The sequence below is a fragment of the Streptococcus sp. IsoGale021 genome (assembly GCF_031142795.1).
Lineage (GTDB): Bacteria > Bacillota > Bacilli > Lactobacillales > Streptococcaceae > Streptococcus > Streptococcus hominis.
In genome coordinates this window covers 37223-54418 of record NZ_JAKZJH010000002.1, presented here as the reverse complement: position 1 = coordinate 54418, position 17196 = coordinate 37223, and the positions used below count along the sequence as shown (strand labels likewise).

Annotated in this window: 15 protein-coding genes, 1 tRNA gene and 1 pseudogene; 2 read left to right on the top strand and 15 right to left on the bottom strand. The window is 39.5% G+C overall.

The window, feature by feature from the left end; genetic code table 11:
• Window positions 1–15: 15 nt before the first annotated feature.
• From RG565_RS01910 to parE, 10 genes are all read right to left on the bottom strand, one after another.
• Window positions 16–96, bottom strand: a tRNA-Tyr gene (locus RG565_RS01910).
• Window positions 97–148: 52 nt separating this feature from the next.
• Window positions 149–379 (bottom strand): DUF2969 domain-containing protein, encoded by a 231-nt coding sequence (locus tag RG565_RS01905; RefSeq protein WP_049533369.1) that lies wholly within the window; start codon window positions 377–379, stop codon window positions 149–151.
• A 102-nt stretch (window positions 380–481) separates the two neighbouring features.
• Window positions 482–1519, bottom strand: coding sequence for a branched-chain amino acid aminotransferase (locus RG565_RS01900; RefSeq protein ID WP_080977788.1), 1038 nt, complete (start codon window positions 1517–1519; stop codon window positions 482–484).
• Window positions 1520–1641: 122 nt separating this feature from the next.
• A complete protein-coding gene (parC, locus tag RG565_RS01895; protein WP_268732140.1) occupies window positions 1642–4098 on the bottom strand; it encodes a DNA topoisomerase IV subunit A in 2457 nt (818 codons plus the stop codon).
• Window positions 4099–4310: 212 nt separating this feature from the next.
• Complete coding sequence (locus RG565_RS01890; RefSeq protein WP_174721022.1) at window positions 4311–5132, bottom strand: aminoglycoside 6-adenylyltransferase; 822 nt, start codon at window positions 5130–5132, stop codon at window positions 4311–4313.
• Window positions 5133–5151: 19 nt separating this feature from the next.
• Window positions 5152–5886 (bottom strand): DUF6261 family protein, encoded by a 735-nt coding sequence (locus tag RG565_RS01885; RefSeq protein ID WP_174721021.1) that lies wholly within the window; start codon window positions 5884–5886, stop codon window positions 5152–5154.
• A 250-nt stretch (window positions 5887–6136) separates the two neighbouring features.
• The gene (locus RG565_RS01880) at window positions 6137–7249 is read right to left on the bottom strand and encodes a restriction endonuclease subunit S (RefSeq protein WP_308937439.1); all 1113 of its coding nucleotides are present in this window, start codon (window positions 7247–7249) and stop codon (window positions 6137–6139) included.
• Window positions 7250–7259: 10 nt separating this feature from the next.
• On the bottom strand, window positions 7260–8939 hold the full coding sequence (locus RG565_RS01875; protein ID WP_308937438.1) for an N-6 DNA methylase: 1680 nt from the start codon (window positions 8937–8939) through the stop codon (window positions 7260–7262).
• Window positions 8933–9298, bottom strand: coding sequence for a hypothetical protein (locus RG565_RS01870; RefSeq protein ID WP_308937437.1), 366 nt, complete (start codon window positions 9296–9298; stop codon window positions 8933–8935). The genes RG565_RS01875 and RG565_RS01870 overlap by 7 nt, the downstream gene beginning before the upstream one ends.
• Before the next feature lie 17 nt (window positions 9299–9315).
• Window positions 9316–11259 (bottom strand): DNA topoisomerase IV subunit B, encoded by a 1944-nt coding sequence (parE, locus tag RG565_RS01865; RefSeq protein ID WP_247936573.1) that lies wholly within the window; start codon window positions 11257–11259, stop codon window positions 9316–9318.
• Between the two features lie 181 nt (window positions 11260–11440).
• On the opposite strand from parE, the gene plsY reads away from it, so the two are divergent.
• Window positions 11441–12088 (top strand): glycerol-3-phosphate 1-O-acyltransferase PlsY, encoded by a 648-nt coding sequence (plsY, locus tag RG565_RS01860; RefSeq protein ID WP_247936572.1) that lies wholly within the window; start codon window positions 11441–11443, stop codon window positions 12086–12088.
• 37 nt (window positions 12089–12125) lie between these two features.
• On the opposite strand, the gene RG565_RS01855 is transcribed toward plsY, so the two are convergent.
• The 5 genes and pseudogenes from RG565_RS01855 to RG565_RS01835 form a co-directional block, all read right to left on the bottom strand.
• Window positions 12126–12248, bottom strand: a complete 123-nt coding sequence (locus RG565_RS01855; RefSeq protein WP_247936571.1) for an LPXTG cell wall anchor domain-containing protein — start codon at window positions 12246–12248, stop codon at window positions 12126–12128.
• 139 nt (window positions 12249–12387) lie between these two features.
• A pseudogene (gene nt5e / locus RG565_RS01850) lies at window positions 12388–13947 on the bottom strand (cell surface ecto-5'-nucleotidase Nt5e); the annotation flags it as partial.
• Window positions 13948–14436: 489 nt separating this feature from the next.
• Window positions 14437–15072: a hypothetical protein gene (locus RG565_RS01845; protein ID WP_247936570.1), complete on the bottom strand. Its 636-nt coding sequence runs from the start codon at window positions 15070–15072 to the stop codon at window positions 14437–14439.
• A 47-nt stretch (window positions 15073–15119) separates the two neighbouring features.
• Window positions 15120–15587: a deaminase gene (locus tag RG565_RS01840; RefSeq protein WP_003042919.1), complete on the bottom strand. Its 468-nt coding sequence runs from the start codon at window positions 15585–15587 to the stop codon at window positions 15120–15122.
• A 16-nt stretch (window positions 15588–15603) separates the two neighbouring features.
• Window positions 15604–16188: a TetR/AcrR family transcriptional regulator gene (locus RG565_RS01835; RefSeq protein WP_195323016.1), complete on the bottom strand. Its 585-nt coding sequence runs from the start codon at window positions 16186–16188 to the stop codon at window positions 15604–15606.
• 133 nt (window positions 16189–16321) lie between these two features.
• Here RG565_RS01835 and RG565_RS01830 point away from each other — a divergent pair, with 133 nt between their 5' ends.
• Window positions 16322–17167 (top strand): DegV family protein, encoded by an 846-nt coding sequence (locus RG565_RS01830; protein WP_247936569.1) that lies wholly within the window; start codon window positions 16322–16324, stop codon window positions 17165–17167.
• Window positions 17168–17196 lie beyond the last annotated feature (29 nt).

Here is a 17196-nt window from a genome sequence, read left to right as displayed (position 1 = left end):
CGCTGAGTGCGCTCATGGAGAGGGAGGGATTCGAACCCCCGAACCCGAAGGAGCGGATTTACAGTCCGCCGCGTTTAGCCTCTTCGCTACCTCTCCTGTATAATCAACAGTATTTATTATACCATTGATGAAAAGAAAACACAAGCATTTATTTCCCCAAATTATAGGTTTCAATCAATTTTTCCACGGCATTTTCAAGTTTTTTATAAAAACTATCAACATTTTCATTTTTTATGATAGCAAATTGCCCGTCTAACTCAGCAATTTGACCAATGACTTTTTTACCAATAGATAAAGCATAACCTTCGTATTGTTCAGACCCTACTTTTACTTGGCTATCTGCTAATTGGATTTCAATCTTTTTGTCTTTTTTACTCATCATATACCTCTTTCAAATCTCTATTTTACAAAAAAATAGAAAAACTAGCAAGCAATATGCGAAACTAAAGCTACCTCAACGGTGAGATAGCTTCAAAAATTTCTAAACTTTTACAATCCAGCCTTCTGGTGCTTCAACATCACCAAATTGAATACCGGTTAATTCATCATAAAGTTTTCGAGTGACAGGTCCAACTTCTGTTTCACTGTAAAAGACATGGAAATCGTCGCCGTGCTGAATACCACCAATTGGAGAGATGACCGCTGCTGTACCGCAAGCCCCTGCTTCAGCAAAACGATCCAAATCATCAATTGGTACATCTCCTTCGATAGCTTTCAAGCCCAAACGATGTTCTGCTAAATATAGAAGAGAATATTTTGTGATAGAAGGCAGGATAGATGGGCTATATGGTGTTACAAATTCGTTGTCTTTGGTAATTCCAAAGAAGTTTGCAGACCCCACTTCTTCAATCTTCGTATGAGTGGCAGGGTCTAGATAAATGACATCAGAAAATTTCTTTTCGTGAGCCATTTGCCCTGGAAGCAAGCTTGCTGCGTAGTTACCGCCGACTTTAGCAGCACCTGTTCCATAAGGAGCAGCACGGTCATACTTGTCAGAAACGATAAAGTTTGTCGGAGTCAAGCCCCCTTTAAAGTAATTTCCAACCGGCATAGCAAACACGGTGAAAATGTATTCATCTGCTGGTTTAACACCGATGATGTCACCAACACCTAACAATAGCGGACGAATATAAAGGGTTCCTCCTGTTCCATACGGTGGAACGTATTCTTCATTGGCACGAACCACTTGCTTCACAGCATCTACAAACATATCAGTCGGAACTTGTGGCATCAAGAGACGGTCTGAGGTGCGTTGCAGACGTTTTGCATTTTGATCTGGACGAAATAGCTGTACGCCGCCGTCTTTCGTGCGATAAGCTTTCATTCCCTCAAAGGCTTGTTGACCGTAATGAAGGCAAGGAGATGATTCAGACATGTGCAGAGTTGCATCTTCAGTCAATCCTCCTTTTTCCCACTGACCATTTTTATAATAAGCAAGATAACGATAAGGCAATTTCATATAGGAAAAACCAAGATTTTCCCAATCAAGATTTACTGACATAACATTCTCCTTTTTAATTTTATGATTTTTATTTTACACTATTTTTAGATATTTTCAATAGTTTTTTGCAAAATTCTGAAAATTTTTTAATTTTAGTTTATAAAGACAATAAAAAATCAGCCGCTTGGACTGATTTTCAATTATTTAATATTCGCAGAGAACACTTCTTCATCAGAAATAGTATCAGAGATAAAGCTACCGTTGCTGGTTCTTTCAGACAAACCGAGGTCAGCAAGATTCACTTGGTAAGTCGTTCCTTTGTTAGAAACAATAGAAAGAATCTGCTCTTCTTCTGCTGTTGGATGATCTGAACTAAAGAGGTCTAGTTCTGCAGGTTGCTCTCCAAAGACAGGACCTGCTTGGAAAATACGATGTGGCTTGGACTTCAGCTCGCGCAACACTTGCAAACCACGATTTGCTCGGCTCGTCACAGGAATATCTGCAACTGCCATTCGCTTGAGCGCTCCGCGCTGGGTCAAGATATAAAGTGAATCAGTATTGGCAATAAAAGCCGCTGCTAAGACATCATCTTTTTTGAGATTGATAGCTTTGACACCTGCTGCCTTAGCGCCCACAACTGGTACTTCTTCGATATTGAACCGCAAGGCATAGCCGTTCTGGGTCACTAGCATAACATCGTCTAGCTTGATTGGAGAAAGTGTGATAATTTGGTCGTCTTCATTTTTTAATTTAGCAAATTTAACAGACTTGGACTTATAGGTGCGCCAAGGACTGAATTGTTTTCGCTCTACACGCTTGATTTGCCCTAGTTTTGTTACCGCAAAATAAGTGCCTTCGTCAAAATTATCTACTAACTCAGTGTAGATGACTTCTTCGTTGGTCTCAAAATTGGTAATAGTCTGGCTGAGGTGTTCCCCGATTTCTTTCCAGCGAATGTCTGCCAATTCATGAACTGGTCGATAGATGACATTTCCAAGATTGGTAAAAATCAAAAGGTGCTGAGTGGTTTTCGCCGAGCTGACAAAAATCAGACGGTCGTCCTCGCGCTTGCCGACCTCGTCAACCGTTGATGAATTGAAAGAACGTGGACTGGTGCGTTTGAGGTAGCCGCCACGAGTGACGCTGACAAAGGTTTCTTCTTCCACAATCAGACTAGCCGTATCAATCTCAATGGCATTCGCCGTATCTTGCAATTCACTAAGACGAGGATTGCCAAATTTCTTTTTGACCTCACGCAGTTCACGCTTCATGAGATTGTACATGGTCCGCTCATCGCCGATAATGGCAGAAAACATGGCAATTTTTTCGCGTAATTCCGCCTGCTCTTCCTCCAGAATCACCACATCTGTATTGGTCAAGCGATAAAGTTGGAGAGTAACAATAGCCTCTGCCTGCTCTTCGGTAAAATCATAGCTGACTTTGAGATTTTCCTTGGCGTCAGCTTTATTTTCCGATGCACGAATGAGCGCAATCACTTCATCCAAGATAGAAATCACTCGAATCAAGCCTTCTACGATATGCAGGCGCTTCTCTGCTTTTGCCTTGTCAAATCGGCTGCGCGCCAGAATAATCTCTTTTCGGTGGGCAATGTAACTAGTCAAAATCGGCACAATTCCTACCAAACGAGGCGTGAAGTTGTCGATAGCCACCATGTTAAAATTGTAATTGACCTGCAAATCCGTATATTTAAAGAGATAATTCAAAATCAGCTCGGTATTGGCATCCTTTTTCAGCTCAATGGCAATACGAAGCCCGTCACGGTCAGACTCATCTCGCACTTCTGCAATGCCAGCTACCTTATTATTGACCCGAACGTCATCAATCTTCTTGACCAGAACAGCCTTGTTAATCTCGTAAGGAATCTCGGTGACAACAATCTGCTCTTTGCCGCCTTTGAGCTTTTCAATCTCCGTCCGAGAACGCACGACAACGCGCCCCTTTCCAGTCTCATAGGCTTTCTTAATCTCATCTCGCCCTTGCACAATAGCTCCCGTTGGAAAGTCAGGGCCCGGCAGAAACTCCATGAGTTTGTCAACCTTAGCTTTGGGGTGGTCAATCATATAGACCACCGCATCGATGACTTCTGCCAGATTGTGAGGCGGAATGTCCGTCGCATACCCAGCAGAAATCCCTGTCGCCCCATTCACCAAAAGATTGGGAAAAGCAGCAGGCAATACGGTCGGTTCTTTCTCCGTATCGTCAAAGTTCCAAGCAAAAGGCACGGTGTCCTTTTCGATGTCTTGGAGCAAGTAGCCCGCAATCTCAGACAAACGAGCTTCGGTGTACCGCATAGCGGCTGGCGGATCGCCGTCCATAGAACCGTTATTTCCGTGCATTTCCACTAAAATCTCACGGTTCTTCCAGTCCTGAGACATACGCACCATGGCGTCGTAAATGGAGCTGTCACCATGCGGGTGGAAATTCCCCATGATATTTCCGACAGACTTTGCCGACTTGCGGTAGCCCTTGTCAAAGGTATTGCCGTCCTTGTTCATCGAATAAAGAATCCGACGCTGCACGGGCTTCAGTCCGTCACGAATATCGGGTAAAGCCCGCTCTTGAATGATGTATTTGGAGTAGCGCCCAAAACGCTCTCCCATGATGTCCTCTAAGGACATGTTTTGAATGTTACTCATAAGATACAAAGGGACGTTTCGGCAAGCCGAAAATTTCTGTAGAAAAATAGGAAATCGATGCAGGGTTCGATGAACTCCAATCGATTTATCTTTTTTTCTAAGTCTTAGTCCCGTGTTCAGTTGCTATACAACCAAACTATCCTTTCTGTAATTTTCTTTTTTAATGCTTCCTGATGTAAGAGGCATCTCTTATGAATGAGCAAAGTGGATTATCACTTTCTTAGATTCAGTTTTTCTTTAGTGTACTGAATCATTTTTTCTGCAGTTTCTTTATCATAAGGAAAACCAGTCTTGAGAGAGAAAACCTGAGCTTCTTTGTGAAAAAATTGCTGCGTAGACAGTAAAGACTGGATAAGGCTTTCTTTATCAGAAAAATCAAGCAAAGTGGCAAATTCTTCTTCCTTCTCAGCGGGCAAATACTGAAACAGATACTTGTAGTTTTTGCCGACATCAATCACTCCCTTTTCTTCTGCCACTTGCCAAGTCAATAATTTCAACAATTCTTTCTGACAGATACCATAGAGATGATCCACCGCATACACAAATTGCTGACGCTGAATCCCCTTGACAACATAGGCTGAAACCCACCAGAATTCATTGCACGATTTTGCAAAATCATCTGCACTCGCTGGTTTTGTCCAATAACGTTTGGGAGTAGGTGTATAGGGCTGAAAGAGTCCCTTAGGGTCATCCAGCACTGTGAAATCTGCTTCGCTATCCACCCATTCTTTGATATGCTCCTTGGGGCAAAGGGTCAGATCTATCCGATTGCCATCTTCAAAGAGCATGAGATAGAGGCGGCGATGGTCAAGTATATTATGTTGCTCGATGATGCGCTTGCCAAACGCTTCTAACCAAGCAAGGTCGGTTACCATAGCAGCCAAATCATCCACAATGTAGACCACATCATAATCTTGAAACTCGTCCTTGGGAGCATTCGGATTTGCCCGCGAGCCAGATAGAGCGACTGCATCCGCTTGTATGACTTTTGCAATTCGTAAAATCAAATCCAACATTTCACTTTCAGTTCTCATGGCAGTACCTACCTTTTTGTTAGATCGCTTCTTTCACTTTCTTAACCGCTTTGCTTTTTTTGTAACGGCTACGAATAGCATTGAGTTGGTCACGCAGATCTGCATAGTGGCTTCTTTCTGGGTAGGCATAAGTCATGATAGCGGTGAAATCCAGCAGAAAATCGTAGATTTCTTGTAGCTGAATGCGGAGTTGCTTGCTTTGGCTAGGCACTTTGCCTTTCAACTCGGTCAAGCGCTCCTTATAGGCTTCTTCAAACCGCTTTTGCGCAGTCAACAAGCTTTCCACATGAGCTTCTAAGTGCAGTTTTGCCAGCGCCGTTTGATAGGTTGATTTCTTCAACTCTTGGAGCAGGTGGTTGATGCCCTCTGTCTCTTTTTCATAGTTGGCAGCCGCAATCCCTGCATAATTTTTCAGCAAGCCTGCCAAGGTATCGTAGGCTTCTTTGGTCGCAGTCTCCTTGACCCGTGAAAATGCCCGCACCAAAGCAGTCAGCGTACCCAAAGCATCGTCTCGCTCGCGGTCGGCTTGGTCTAAACTGGTCACCAAGCGACTGGCTTTCGTCTGATGAAGCCCCTCCTGAAACTTAGCCAAATGCTGGCTCATCTCTTCCAGCTTGCTCGTATAAATACTTTCAACCTTGTGCGCCTTGTTAAAAGCAGCAATCGCCTCTTTCGACTCGGTCACAAGCTGGGAAAATTCACTTTTATCCAGAGTTTTCGTGTCCAATGTAGTGATTCCGTATGTCAATTTCATTATTTTCTCCTAATTCTTTTAAATTCTAATCTATTTCATATCATTTTTACATTATTCAGTTTCGGAAAAGGCTTTTTACTCAAAAACCGTTCGTCCGAAATTGGAACGTTCGTCTTTTTCTCCAAAAACTCTTGTCCGAAAACAGAATAATCGGGATTTACTAAAAAGTCGCTTATCCGAAAGTTGAATGACTTTACTTTTGCTCTAGCGAGCTTATCCGAAACTCGGACAGTGGGATTTTAATATTTCTTTATAAATTTTCTAAAAAATTACTAATAATAAGAGCAATCTCTTGCTCGTAGTGTTGAATTGTTTTTTTTACCATAATTTTTGAGAAATCTTCCATGTATCTGTAATCAGGAATTTTATCATATAAATGAGGTAATTTAATGACAATATCATAGACATCAGAGGCATAAAAATTTTGAGAGTAATCGAATTGTCCTCTAATAGCTTTTTCGATAATTGGAGCAATAAAAAGCAAAGTCTCTTTTGATAATGAGTTATCTGCTTTTGCTAGTACTGCGACATGATCATCGGCCCCATAATTAAAATCTCGATAAAATACTTTTCCAAACATATCAATAGTTAAGCTATTAGCTGGAAATACTTTAACTTCTGGATTTGAAATGTAACTTGATATTCCTTGGTTATTAACACCTGCTGTGACAAAGGGAAGAGTACCTGAAAGTCTTTGTGCCTCGATTAGCCTCTTACCTCGTTCAATAACATCAAAAATTTTTTTAACGGGAATCTCTTTCCAATTTTTGTGAGGAAATTGATTGACTAGATTAATTTCTTCTCTGCTCAATTCACACTCTGTAATATTTAACAGCTTTGCAATCCCAGACTGTTTATTTTGGATTTTATTTATTTGTATCTTTCCTTGATTCTTAATTACATCTAAATAATTCGGTGTGATATTTTTTACATAATCCTCCATATACTTCCAATCTGGTTCTAAATCATTGTCAGATTTAACAGGAAGTTTTATAATGACAGACTTGAGAGTATCACTATCGTATGAATTAGTTCCCCATCCAAAGCTTGAAAAAGCTTTCTTAATAGATGTTAATAGATAGGGATGAACAGTCTTTAGATTAACTTCTTTATTAATCAAAGATAATATCTTTATCTTGTCACCGGTGAAATATGGGTCTTTTTGGTAAAAAAAAGTTGCTGTGTCCATTCCTAGACTTATTGTATTAGCATCATTAAGATATTTTTTAGGATAGGTAATATAGCCTTGTATTCCATTATTTTTCTCGCTTCTCGTCACATATGGATACTCTCCATTAAAATTTGATATAGTATTTGCATTAATTTTTGCTTTTGTTTCACTAAAGTCAAAAATTTGTGACATGTAGAAATCCTTATATATCGTCATCGGCTTCTTCCTCCATAATACGATATGATTCCATCAACAAAAATTCGAGATATTCTCCCACAGTTTTAATGAACTCTTCCTCTGTTGGAATAATATCAGGTTTTGGCTCATAATTTTTATACATATATTTGCCTTCTTCCAATAACACAGTTAGAGGTTCTGCAAAATATGTTCTATTCTTTAGAATAGTTTCATCTCGATAACCACTCTGAGCAAATTCTAACATACGTTTGTATATTCGCTCAGTTTTATCACTTGCCACTCCCTTTAGATTCCCTTTTGTCCCAACCTCGTCTTTTAATAGCTTGACAAAAGTCACATAGTCCTTGTCAAAATCATGAGGTTTGTGAGCAGTAAATATGAAGATTGCAACATCAGTACCTACCGTTCCATTTTTCTTTTTAAACTGACCGGCTGGTAAATCAAAAACAGCCTCCAAGCGATGAGATTCAAAAATTTGTTTAACTATGCTTCCACCTTTATTAAAAGTTTGCTTAGGGATTATGATAGCAGCTTTTCCATCTATTCGTAAAATATCAAGACCGTTCTTTACAAATTTATCCTGATTATCATAAGGTGGGTTAAACAACAATTTATCAAACTTAACATCAGCAAAAATTTTATCAAACGATTTACCGCTAGTTAAATCACGCTTATTTTCGGAATCTCCATGAAAAATATGACTTTTACCATCACCATGTAAAAGCATATTTGTAACAGCTGTCGCATACATGTTATCGTCGTACTCAACCCCCCAAAGTTGATTTTCTTTAATTGCCTTTTTTTGCTCCTCTTTTTCTTTTATTGTTAAAGCAGTGTTGGCATCAACCTTATCATCCATAATTGTCATGGCAGAAATTAAAAATCCTGCTGTACCTGCTGTAACGTCTATAACATAATCAGTAGGCCCCACATCAATAACTTCTGCCATAAATTTAGTAATGTGACTTGGAGTTAGAACAATATCCCCACTTGCTCCCCCAACGTTCATATATTTGGTAAAAACGTCAAACAAATTACCTAATAAATCAATATGGCTAGACTGTTTCATCAAATCAAGAATTGAATATCCAACCGAAGAAGGTTTACTTAATTCCTTGGCTATAATTTCCAAAGGATATTCTTTTTCTGTCGTGTTCTTTTTCTTTGTATTAATTAATTCTGTTACAATTTTTTTATCGTCTTTGATAAAACTGAAACTAGTCAACAGTTGTTGTTTCTTGTCAGAACTAAATTTTTCTTCAGGTAAGGCTGCTGTAATTCGATTATATAAATCTTTAGCACCATAGGGTTTATTAAAACTTTTAATTAAATCTTCATCTTCATTAATCCCGAGAAGCAAACCAGAAACAAGCAATAATCGTTTAAAAGGATCTAATTTCAACTTTTTATCAATAGTATTTGACAATTTAGCAGCAACTGACCTAATGTGAGCAAGATTAATTTCATTATCAGGAGAATTTAAGCCCAAAATCACTTCATTGATGTACTTATTAAAATTTTCCTTTGATAATTGTTCCCAATCATTCCATTTTTCTAGAAGAATGTATGAAATTTTATCATCTACCTGAACAGGAGAGTATTTACTATACTTATCAATAATAGCCGAATTTTTGTAAACAAAAATTGCAGAAGTTTCCAGTTCTTCCCCAGCAACAGCTAACACAAATATCGATTTGATTTTTTCTGTTTTAGATAATAAATCGTACGCATAAAAGAAGCCATCTGTGACAGCCTTTTCTTATCTGTAATATCCTTTTCATTACCCAATTTTGATATTTCATCTTTATCTTCAACAAGAATCAAGCTTTCAGATTTCTGTTTACCTTTTCCAGCAAAAATGAGGAATTCAAATTCAGATCTTGTATTTTTTCCAGCTTTGGAACTATACTTTTTCCCTTTATCTGGTATGAAATCATTATTCCCATTAGCTGGTAAAGAATATCCATAGTTTATGCTGCTATCTGTATAACCTTGTTCTTTAAGCTTGGATGATACTAATAAATCAACTTTTTTTTCAACCATTTTCTTATCCTTTATTTTTAAAATACCGTCGCTTCCTCCAGCGTAAACTTGACATTATCTTCAATCCATTTACGGCGGGGCGGGACTTTGTCTCCCATGAGGACATTGACGCGGCGTTCGGCACGGGCGAGGTCTTCGATAGTGACACGGATAAGGGTGCGATTTTCAGGATTCATGGTGGTTTCCCAGAGCTGGTCGGCGTTCATTTCCCCCAAACCTTTGTAGCGCTGCAGCGTGGCACCTTTGCCAAATTTCTTGCGCAAATCTTCTAACTCACCGTCTGTCCAAGCATATTCGACAACTTCATTTTTGCCTTTGCCTTTAGACATCTTATAAAGCGGCGGCAGAGCGATATAGACATGTCCTGCTTCAACCAGCGGACGCATATAGCGGTAAAAGAAGGTCAACAAGAGCGTCTGGATATGGGCTCCGTCCGTATCAGCATCGGTCATGATGATAATCTTGTCATAGTTGGCGTCTTCTAGAGAGAAGTCCGAGCCAACACCTGCACCAATAGTGTAAATCATGGTGTTAATTTCTTCGTTTTTGAGAATATCTGCCATTTTAGCCTTGGCGGTATTGATGACCTTACCTCGCAGGGGCAGAATTGCCTGAAACTTACGGTCGCGTCCTTGCTTGGCAGAGCCACCCGCTGAATCTCCTTCGACCAGATAGAGTTCGTTTTTGGCTGGGTTTTTGGATTGAGCTGGCGTTAGTTTTCCAGATAAAAGCCCCTTGTCTTTCTTGTTTTTCTTGCCGCTTCGGCTTTCATCTCTTGCCTTGCGGGCTGCCTCGCGTGCATCTCTTGCCTTGATTGCCTTGCGGATCAGATTAGACGCCAATTCGCCATTTTCCAGCAAGAAGAAGGTCAATTTGTCGGACACAATCGAATCAACTACAGGACGAGCCAGTGGACTACCTAGCTTGTCCTTGGTCTGACCCTCAAACTGCAAATGCTCTTCCGGCACCAAGATAGACAACACAGCCGCCAAGCCTTCGCGGTAGTCAGAACCTTCCAGATTTTTATCCTTTTCTTTCAGCAAACCGGTCTTTCTCGCATAGTCATTCATGACCTTGGTAATGGCTGACTTGAGCCCCGTCTCGTGCGTTCCACCGTCCTTGGTGCGGACGTTATTGACAAAAGAAAGGATATTGTCTGAGTAACCGTCATTGTACTGGAGAGCCACTTCTACTTGAAAACCGCCCTCTTCTCCCTCGAAATAAAGAACTGGTGTCAATGTTTCCTTATCTTCATTCAGATAACTGACAAAATCTTGCACCCCATTTTCATAATGAAAATCAACAGACTCGCCCGTTCGCTCATCCGTCAGAGAAAGGTGAACATTTTTCAAGAGAAAGGCTGATTCATTGAGCCGCTCCGAAATGGTATTGTATTTGAAATCTGTCGTTGAAAAAATCGTGTCGTCAGGCATAAAGGTAACTTTTGTGCCTGTTTTTGATTTAGGAGCTTTGCCAATCTTTTCCAGACTGGTAACAGGTTTCCCACCCTTCTCAAATCGTTGCCGATAAACCGTTCCGTCACGTGTGATTTCAACTTCCAGCCAGCTAGACAGCGCATTGACCACAGAAGAACCGACACCGTGCAGCCCCCCAGAGGTCTTGTAACCACCCTGACCGAATTTACCTCCGGCGTGGAGCACCGTAAAGATAACTTCTACTGTCGGGATTCCCATAGCGTGCATACCGACTGGCATTCCCCGACCGTGGTCTGCTACAGTCAAACTCCCGTCTTTATGAATGGTCACGTCAATCTTATCACCAAAGCCAGACAGAGCCTCGTCAACTGCATTGTCAACAATTTCCCAGACCAAATGGTGAAGCCCAGTTGCATCTGTTGATCCGATATACATACCAGGACGCTTACGAACCGCGTCCAATCCTTCTAATACTTGAATGGCATCATCATTGTAATTGTTAATATTGATTTCCTTTTTTGCCACAAGGAACCTCCTGAATCATTCATCCTTTCTATCTTACAAGTTTTTAGCAAATTTTGCAAAGATTTTTAGAAATAGTGTATTCTTTCTGCTTCTCACCACCATTTTTTCAGCCTAGACAAATTTTATAAAATATTTCTGGTCGTTCAACTATCAAAATCAAAATTCATGGTATAATAAAAGCATGATAAAGATAGTTTTTACATTGATAGCAGCTTATTTGATTGGTTCAATCCCTGCCGGGCTTTGGATTGGACAAGTATTTTACAATAAAAATCTCCGCGAATACGGCAGCGGAAATACAGGGACGACCAATACCTTTCGTGTCCTTGGGAAAAAAGCAGGCATCATCACCTTTATTTTCGACTTTTTTAAAGGAACGTTTGCGACACTATTGCCATTTTTTCTTCATATCAACGGTATTTCTCCTCTTGTTTTTGGACTTTTAGCCGTGCTTGGGCATACCTTCCCCATTTTCGCAGAATTTAAGGGCGGTAAAGCCGTAGCAACCAGTGCAGGTGTCATTCTGGGCTTTTCACCGACTTTCTTCACTTATTTAGCTGTCATCTTTTTCAGCTGCTTGTATTTGACTAGTATGATTTCTTTTTCAAGTGTGACAGCTGCTGCCTCTGCTATTCTGGGAGTCTTAATTTTCCCGTTATTTAGTTTTCTTTTGCCACGTTACGATGTGCTTTTTACCGTGATTGTGCTGGCATTAGCGCTCATCATTATCGTTCGACACAAAGATAATATTCAGCGGATTCGGACGAAGCAAGAAAATCTCATTCCCTTCGGATTGAATATCACAAAACAACAACCTAAACAGAAATAAAAGAAGCTAGGATAAAAAATCTTAGCTTCCTTTTATTTTATTCTTTGTGAGCTTTTTTAAATCTAGATAATCCTAAAAGTCCAACGACAAAGCCAAGTAAACTGATAAAGGTAGTATCTGTTGTACCTGTTTCTGGCAAGTTCTTTTGACCTGAAGGCACAAATTGTTTGTGTACATTACTGGAATCGTTGCCGTTCTTTGATGTGTATTTGTTTGAACCGCTGGCACAAGTTCTTTTTGTCCAGTTTCATTTGGCTTCACTTGATTAGCAGCTTGATTTTGAAGTTTCTTGTATTGTGCAGTCGAGATTGAAATAGTCCGTGAATTAGGATTGACAACCGCATAAGCTGTTAAGTCTGTTTTTGCCAAATAGTCTGCAAAAGCAACGTCCATTGAAGGACCTTCTTCGCGAGCTCCGCCCAACATACTATAACCGTCACCACCTGCAGCCAAGAAATCATTAGTTGTCAGATAGTAGATTTTCTTAAGGTTTAATTTTTCATATTTTCCTGTTTCAGGATTTTTGATTTCAATGCCAAGAATACGCTTATCAGCTGGCAAGGTTGTGTCATAATAAACTTTTGCTCCAGAAACTTGCAGGAAACCACCGCTTGGTTCAAGTAACGGTTGACCATTTTCATCTAGGACTGGTTTGCCGTCTTTTTCTTGTAAAATAGAACCTAAAGACTTAGCAAACATGTCTGCGATGTTTTGCCCAGTTACTTTTATTTGAGTAATGGTATTACCAAATGGTAAAACAGCAATGATATCTCCTTTGGTGATTGGTTTTCCTTTCGCAATTGTTTCACGAAGTCCGCCGCCGTTAGTTACAGCAAGGTCTGTCTTGTGACTGAATCCTGTTTGACCGTATTCATAAAGCGCATCTGCCACAACATTCCCAAGATTGGTTTCCCGCACACGCACATTTTCTCGATTACCATTTAACTCAACTGGGCTATTAGCGACAACCACTTTTGCGTTTTCTTGGTCATATTTCTCTTTGATTTTGTTGACTAATTGCTGAATAGCTGGATCTGGAGTAACGCCTTTTACTGAATCAGCTGAGATTTGTTGAGGATTTCCTAGAATTTGACCAGATTTATACGTTACTTTTCCGATATTATGCAAGTAACTACCTGTTTGATTATAAGTAACATTGTCGCCATAGGTTACTGATTCTACAGTATGTGAATGCCCGTCAATCACCGTCACACGTTTTCCTTTTAGCAAAGGATTTTTTGATAATGCTTCTGCCAAGGTAGAACCACGCCATTCAACTGGTGTCGTCGTATCTACACCCAAATGCGCCAAAATGACATAATGTTTGTAAGTTTTACCTTCCGCTTTCGCACGAGATTCCACTTCTTCAATGACTTTATTGACTTCTGAAATGGATCTGTAAACGTAACCCCTTGAACATTGCGTGGGTGTGTTTTTGTTGCAGTTTCTGGCGTTGTCACCCCAATAACCACAAATTCATCTCCCACAACATTCTTGTCTTTATCAACAATCGTAGAAGCTTCAAAAAGACGTGTTCCATTGACATAAGTATTGGCACTAAGAAGAGGGAATTTCAAAATTTCTTTGTATTTTTTCACCTCATCCAAACCAAAGTCAAATTCATGATTTCCGACCGCCATTGCGTCATAGCCAATCTTATTTAAAATATTCGCGCGCTCTTCTCCTTTTGAGCTATTGGAAATCGGAAGCCCTTGAAAAGCGTCGCCTGCATCCACAACAAGTGTTGTTTGATTGATCTTTGCACGTTCTTGCTCAACGACTGCTGCTAATTTAGCATCGCCAATGACACCTTTTTCTTCTACAATACGACCGTGTACATCATTTGTATGAAGAATAACTGTATCCTTTTCGGATTGAGCTGTGGACGAAACAACAGCTTGAGCGGCTGGAGTTATAGAATCTGTTGGAGTTACAGAAGTTTCAACTTGTTTGTTCTCGCTCTTTTCTGTTACTTTCTCTGTGGAAACTTCAGTAGCAGGCGAAACTGCTGAATCTCCTTGAGCGGTCGTAGGTGCAACCGACTGATTTTCTTTAGGAGCTTCTACTTGCTCTACAGGTGCTGTTGAAGTAGCTAGATCTACAGCATCAGCAGAAACCTGATGTGCTAAAATTGCTGGAGCAATTAGCAATGTCGACAAAATAGGGACAATGAATTTTTTCTTCTTTATAATCAATCCTCTTTTATTCTTTTTGGATTCTATTATACAAGATTTTCTGGTAAAATAAAACCTTATTGAACAAGCTTTATCTTATCGTTCGCTAAAATTGTTCTAAAAAGAAAAATACTCTAACTTTTACATTAGAATATCTTATTTCACAAACATTATTTACAAACTTCTACCTTGTGAGTTTATCTGTGCCATTAAGTTCTTCAGCCCTGCCACTCCCACGGTATCACCCGCTTTTTCAAAACACACCAGTGCTTTTTGAGCATCAGATTTAGCCATTTTTATATCTCCCTTAGCTAATCTTACCTCAGCCAAGCCACGATAAGCACAAGCATGATTGACAAAGTCATCTGTCTGCAATGCTAAATTTAATGTTTCTTGTAAAAGTTCTTCTGCAAGATGAATATTTCCAAATTTGAATTGTAAATACCCCTGTTCGTACAAATTGACTGATGTCTTTAAGACATCATCAGGGAAATGCTTTGCAATAATTGCAGCTTCTGTCATTATCAAGTCATAAGCTTTTTGAAAATGTTCTTCTTCTCGTTCGACCATAGCTAATTGATGCAAGCCTATATGTTGTTCTTCTAGATTCTTTTCAGACACAGCCTGAGCATAGTAGTCTTTTAAAAACTGACGTGCCAACTGAAAATCCTTTTCTTCCAAAGCAATATAAGCTTTTAAGTTCAGTGTACTATAACTATCTTGGTCTATTTGATAAACAAATTGCTTGGCAAGCTGATATTGCCCGTCAAACAATGCTTGCCAGGCTTTTTGAAGTTGTTCTTCTATCATAATTTCTTTCCTTTTATTCATAGAAAACAAAAGTCACACTTTAAAAGTTATATTAAATCAGTCTCCGAGATTGCCTCTTTCACTTTTTCGATTGGCAGATGTACTAGCTCAACTTTCTTTTCGCTATATAAATAACGCGCATAATCATCTATACGATATTGATTGATATAAACCACTCGCTTGCAACCAACTTGTAAAAGCTGTTTCGTACAATTGAGACAAGGAAAATGCGTGACATAAACAGTAAATCCTTTCGGGATCCCGCGCTCTGCACCTTGCAAAATCGCATTTACTTCTGCATGTAAAGTCCTCACACAATGCCCATCGACTATCAGGCATTCGTGATCGATGCAGTGCTCCGTTCCTGAAACGGATCCATTATATCCTGTTGAAATAACTTTATTATCCTTTACAATAACCGCACCAACGCTTGCTCGTTTGCAGGTTGAGCGATTTGCAATCAAGAGCGCTTGTGCTGCAAAATATTCGTCCCAAGCCAATCTTTTTGTAACCATGTTGTCACCTTCTTTTTTATTTATCACTCATTTTATCATTTTTTCGATGTGGAAAAAGCGGAAGTCCGAGCGATGCGATCTTTTCTGCCGGAACCCTCATGCCGTCTTTTGTCCATTTGATTAAGACAGAAACCACCGCCGAACTCCAAAAGGAATTCATGTAAGTCGAAGCCTCTTTTCTAGAGCTATTTTGTTTTTCCAAGAAATCAAACACAGCACTTGTCAACAGTTTTTCTAAATTGTAATCCACTGCTAAACTAAGGATTCGTGCCTCTTTTTTGACTTCTTTAAACAAGAACAGCCACACTTGATAAAGCTCGGTTCTCATATTGAATTGTTCCAATTTATTGGTAATCTTTTGTACTGTTCGTTGGAAAATCTCTTGTAAAATTTCTTCTTTTGAATCATAATTTCGATAAAAAGCTGCACGTGAAACGCCTGCCCTCTCTACTAATTCAGAAATAGTAATTTTGGCCAACTCTTTCTTTTCCAATAATTGCAATAGCGAAATTTCTAAGGATTCTTTTGTAATGCGATTGGATTCCTGATTTGATATTTTTAGATTTTCTAAAGATTTTTTCGATATTTTACGTTCCGACATAACATTTTCTTTCTACGTGTAACAACCGACTGTAAAGGCTTTCTAAAGCAGAAGTTTCATGATATAATTGTAAAAAAAGACAAAACTTTTGTCAATGTCTAACTAGTTTACTACTCAACTAAAGGAGAATGCAATGACTTGGAAAATTGTAGCTGATTCAGGCTGTGATTATAGAACTATCGAAAACCTTGCTGTTGACACCTTGTTTGAAAGTGTTCCTTTGACCATTCAAGTAGGTGATGAAATCTTTATAGATAATGCTCAGCTCAATGTTGATGATATGATGGAAAAAATGTATGCCACTTCTTCGGCTTCAAAGTCTGCCTGTCCTAGTCCAGATGATTATATGAAAGCTTTTGATGGAGCTTCAAATATTTTTGTGGTCACTATTACAGGAACCTTATCAGGAAGCCATAATAGTGCACAAGTGGCTAAAAAACTCTATCTTGAAGAACATCCTAACGTGAATATCCATATTATTGATACTCTTTCTGCTGGCGGTGAAAATGATTTGATTATCAAAAATCTTAATCTTCTCATCGGTCAAGGGCTAAGTTATGAAGAGGTTGTAACAGAAATTACAGCCTATCAAGCAAAGACGAAGTTACTTTTCGTTCTTGCAAAAGTTGACAATCTAGTCAAAAATGGACGACTGAGCAAGTTGCTTGGAGCCGTTGTGGGATTACTGAACATTCGTATGGTAGGCGAAGCCAGTCAAGACGGCAAGTTGGAGTTGCTTCAAAAGGCGCGTGGTGCTAAAAAGTCACTAATCGCAGCTTTTGATGAACTCATCAAGGCAGGCTATGCCGGTGGACAAATCATTATTGCTCATCGAAATAATCTTAAGTTTTGCCAGCAATTTTCCAAAATGGTTCGTGAAAAATTCCCACAAGCTGTTATTGAAGTTATTCCAACTTCTGGCTTGTGCAGTTTTTACGCTGAAGAAAATGGTCTCCTCATGGGCTATGAGATTCAATAATATAACGAAACTGTAGTCAATCACTAAAC

Bases quoted from the DNA above. Each gene is read 5' to 3' on its own strand.
- RG565_RS01880 (WP_308937439.1), bottom strand. From the start codon at position 7,249: ATGTCACAAATTTTTGACTTTAGTGAAACAAAAGCAAAAATTAATGCA.
- RG565_RS01890 (WP_174721022.1), bottom strand. From the start codon at position 5,132: ATGAGAACTGAAAGTGAAATGTTGGATTTGATTTTACGAATTGCAAAA.
- RG565_RS01905 (WP_049533369.1), bottom strand. From the start codon at position 379: ATGAGTAAAAAAGACAAAAAGATTGAAATCCAATTAGCAGATAGCCAA.
- RG565_RS01835 (WP_195323016.1), bottom strand. From the start codon at position 16,188: ATGTCGGAACGTAAAATATCGAAAAAATCTTTAGAAAATCTAAAAATA.
- RG565_RS01840 (WP_003042919.1), bottom strand. From the start codon at position 15,587: ATGGTTACAAAAAGATTGGCTTGGGACGAATATTTTGCAGCACAAGCG.
- RG565_RS01885 (WP_174721021.1), bottom strand. From the start codon at position 5,886: ATGAAATTGACATACGGAATCACTACATTGGACACGAAAACTCTGGAT.
- RG565_RS01830 (WP_247936569.1), top strand. From the start codon at position 16,322: ATGACTTGGAAAATTGTAGCTGATTCAGGCTGTGATTATAGAACTATC.
- RG565_RS01845 (WP_247936570.1), bottom strand. From the start codon at position 15,072: ATGATAGAAGAACAACTTCAAAAAGCCTGGCAAGCATTGTTTGACGGG.
- RG565_RS01870 (WP_308937437.1), bottom strand. From the start codon at position 9,298: ATGGTTGAAAAAAAAGTTGATTTATTAGTATCATCCAAGCTTAAAGAA.
- plsY (WP_247936572.1), top strand. From the start codon at position 11,441: ATGATAAAGATAGTTTTTACATTGATAGCAGCTTATTTGATTGGTTCA.
- parC (WP_268732140.1), bottom strand. From the start codon at position 4,098: ATGAGTAACATTCAAAACATGTCCTTAGAGGACATCATGGGAGAGCGT.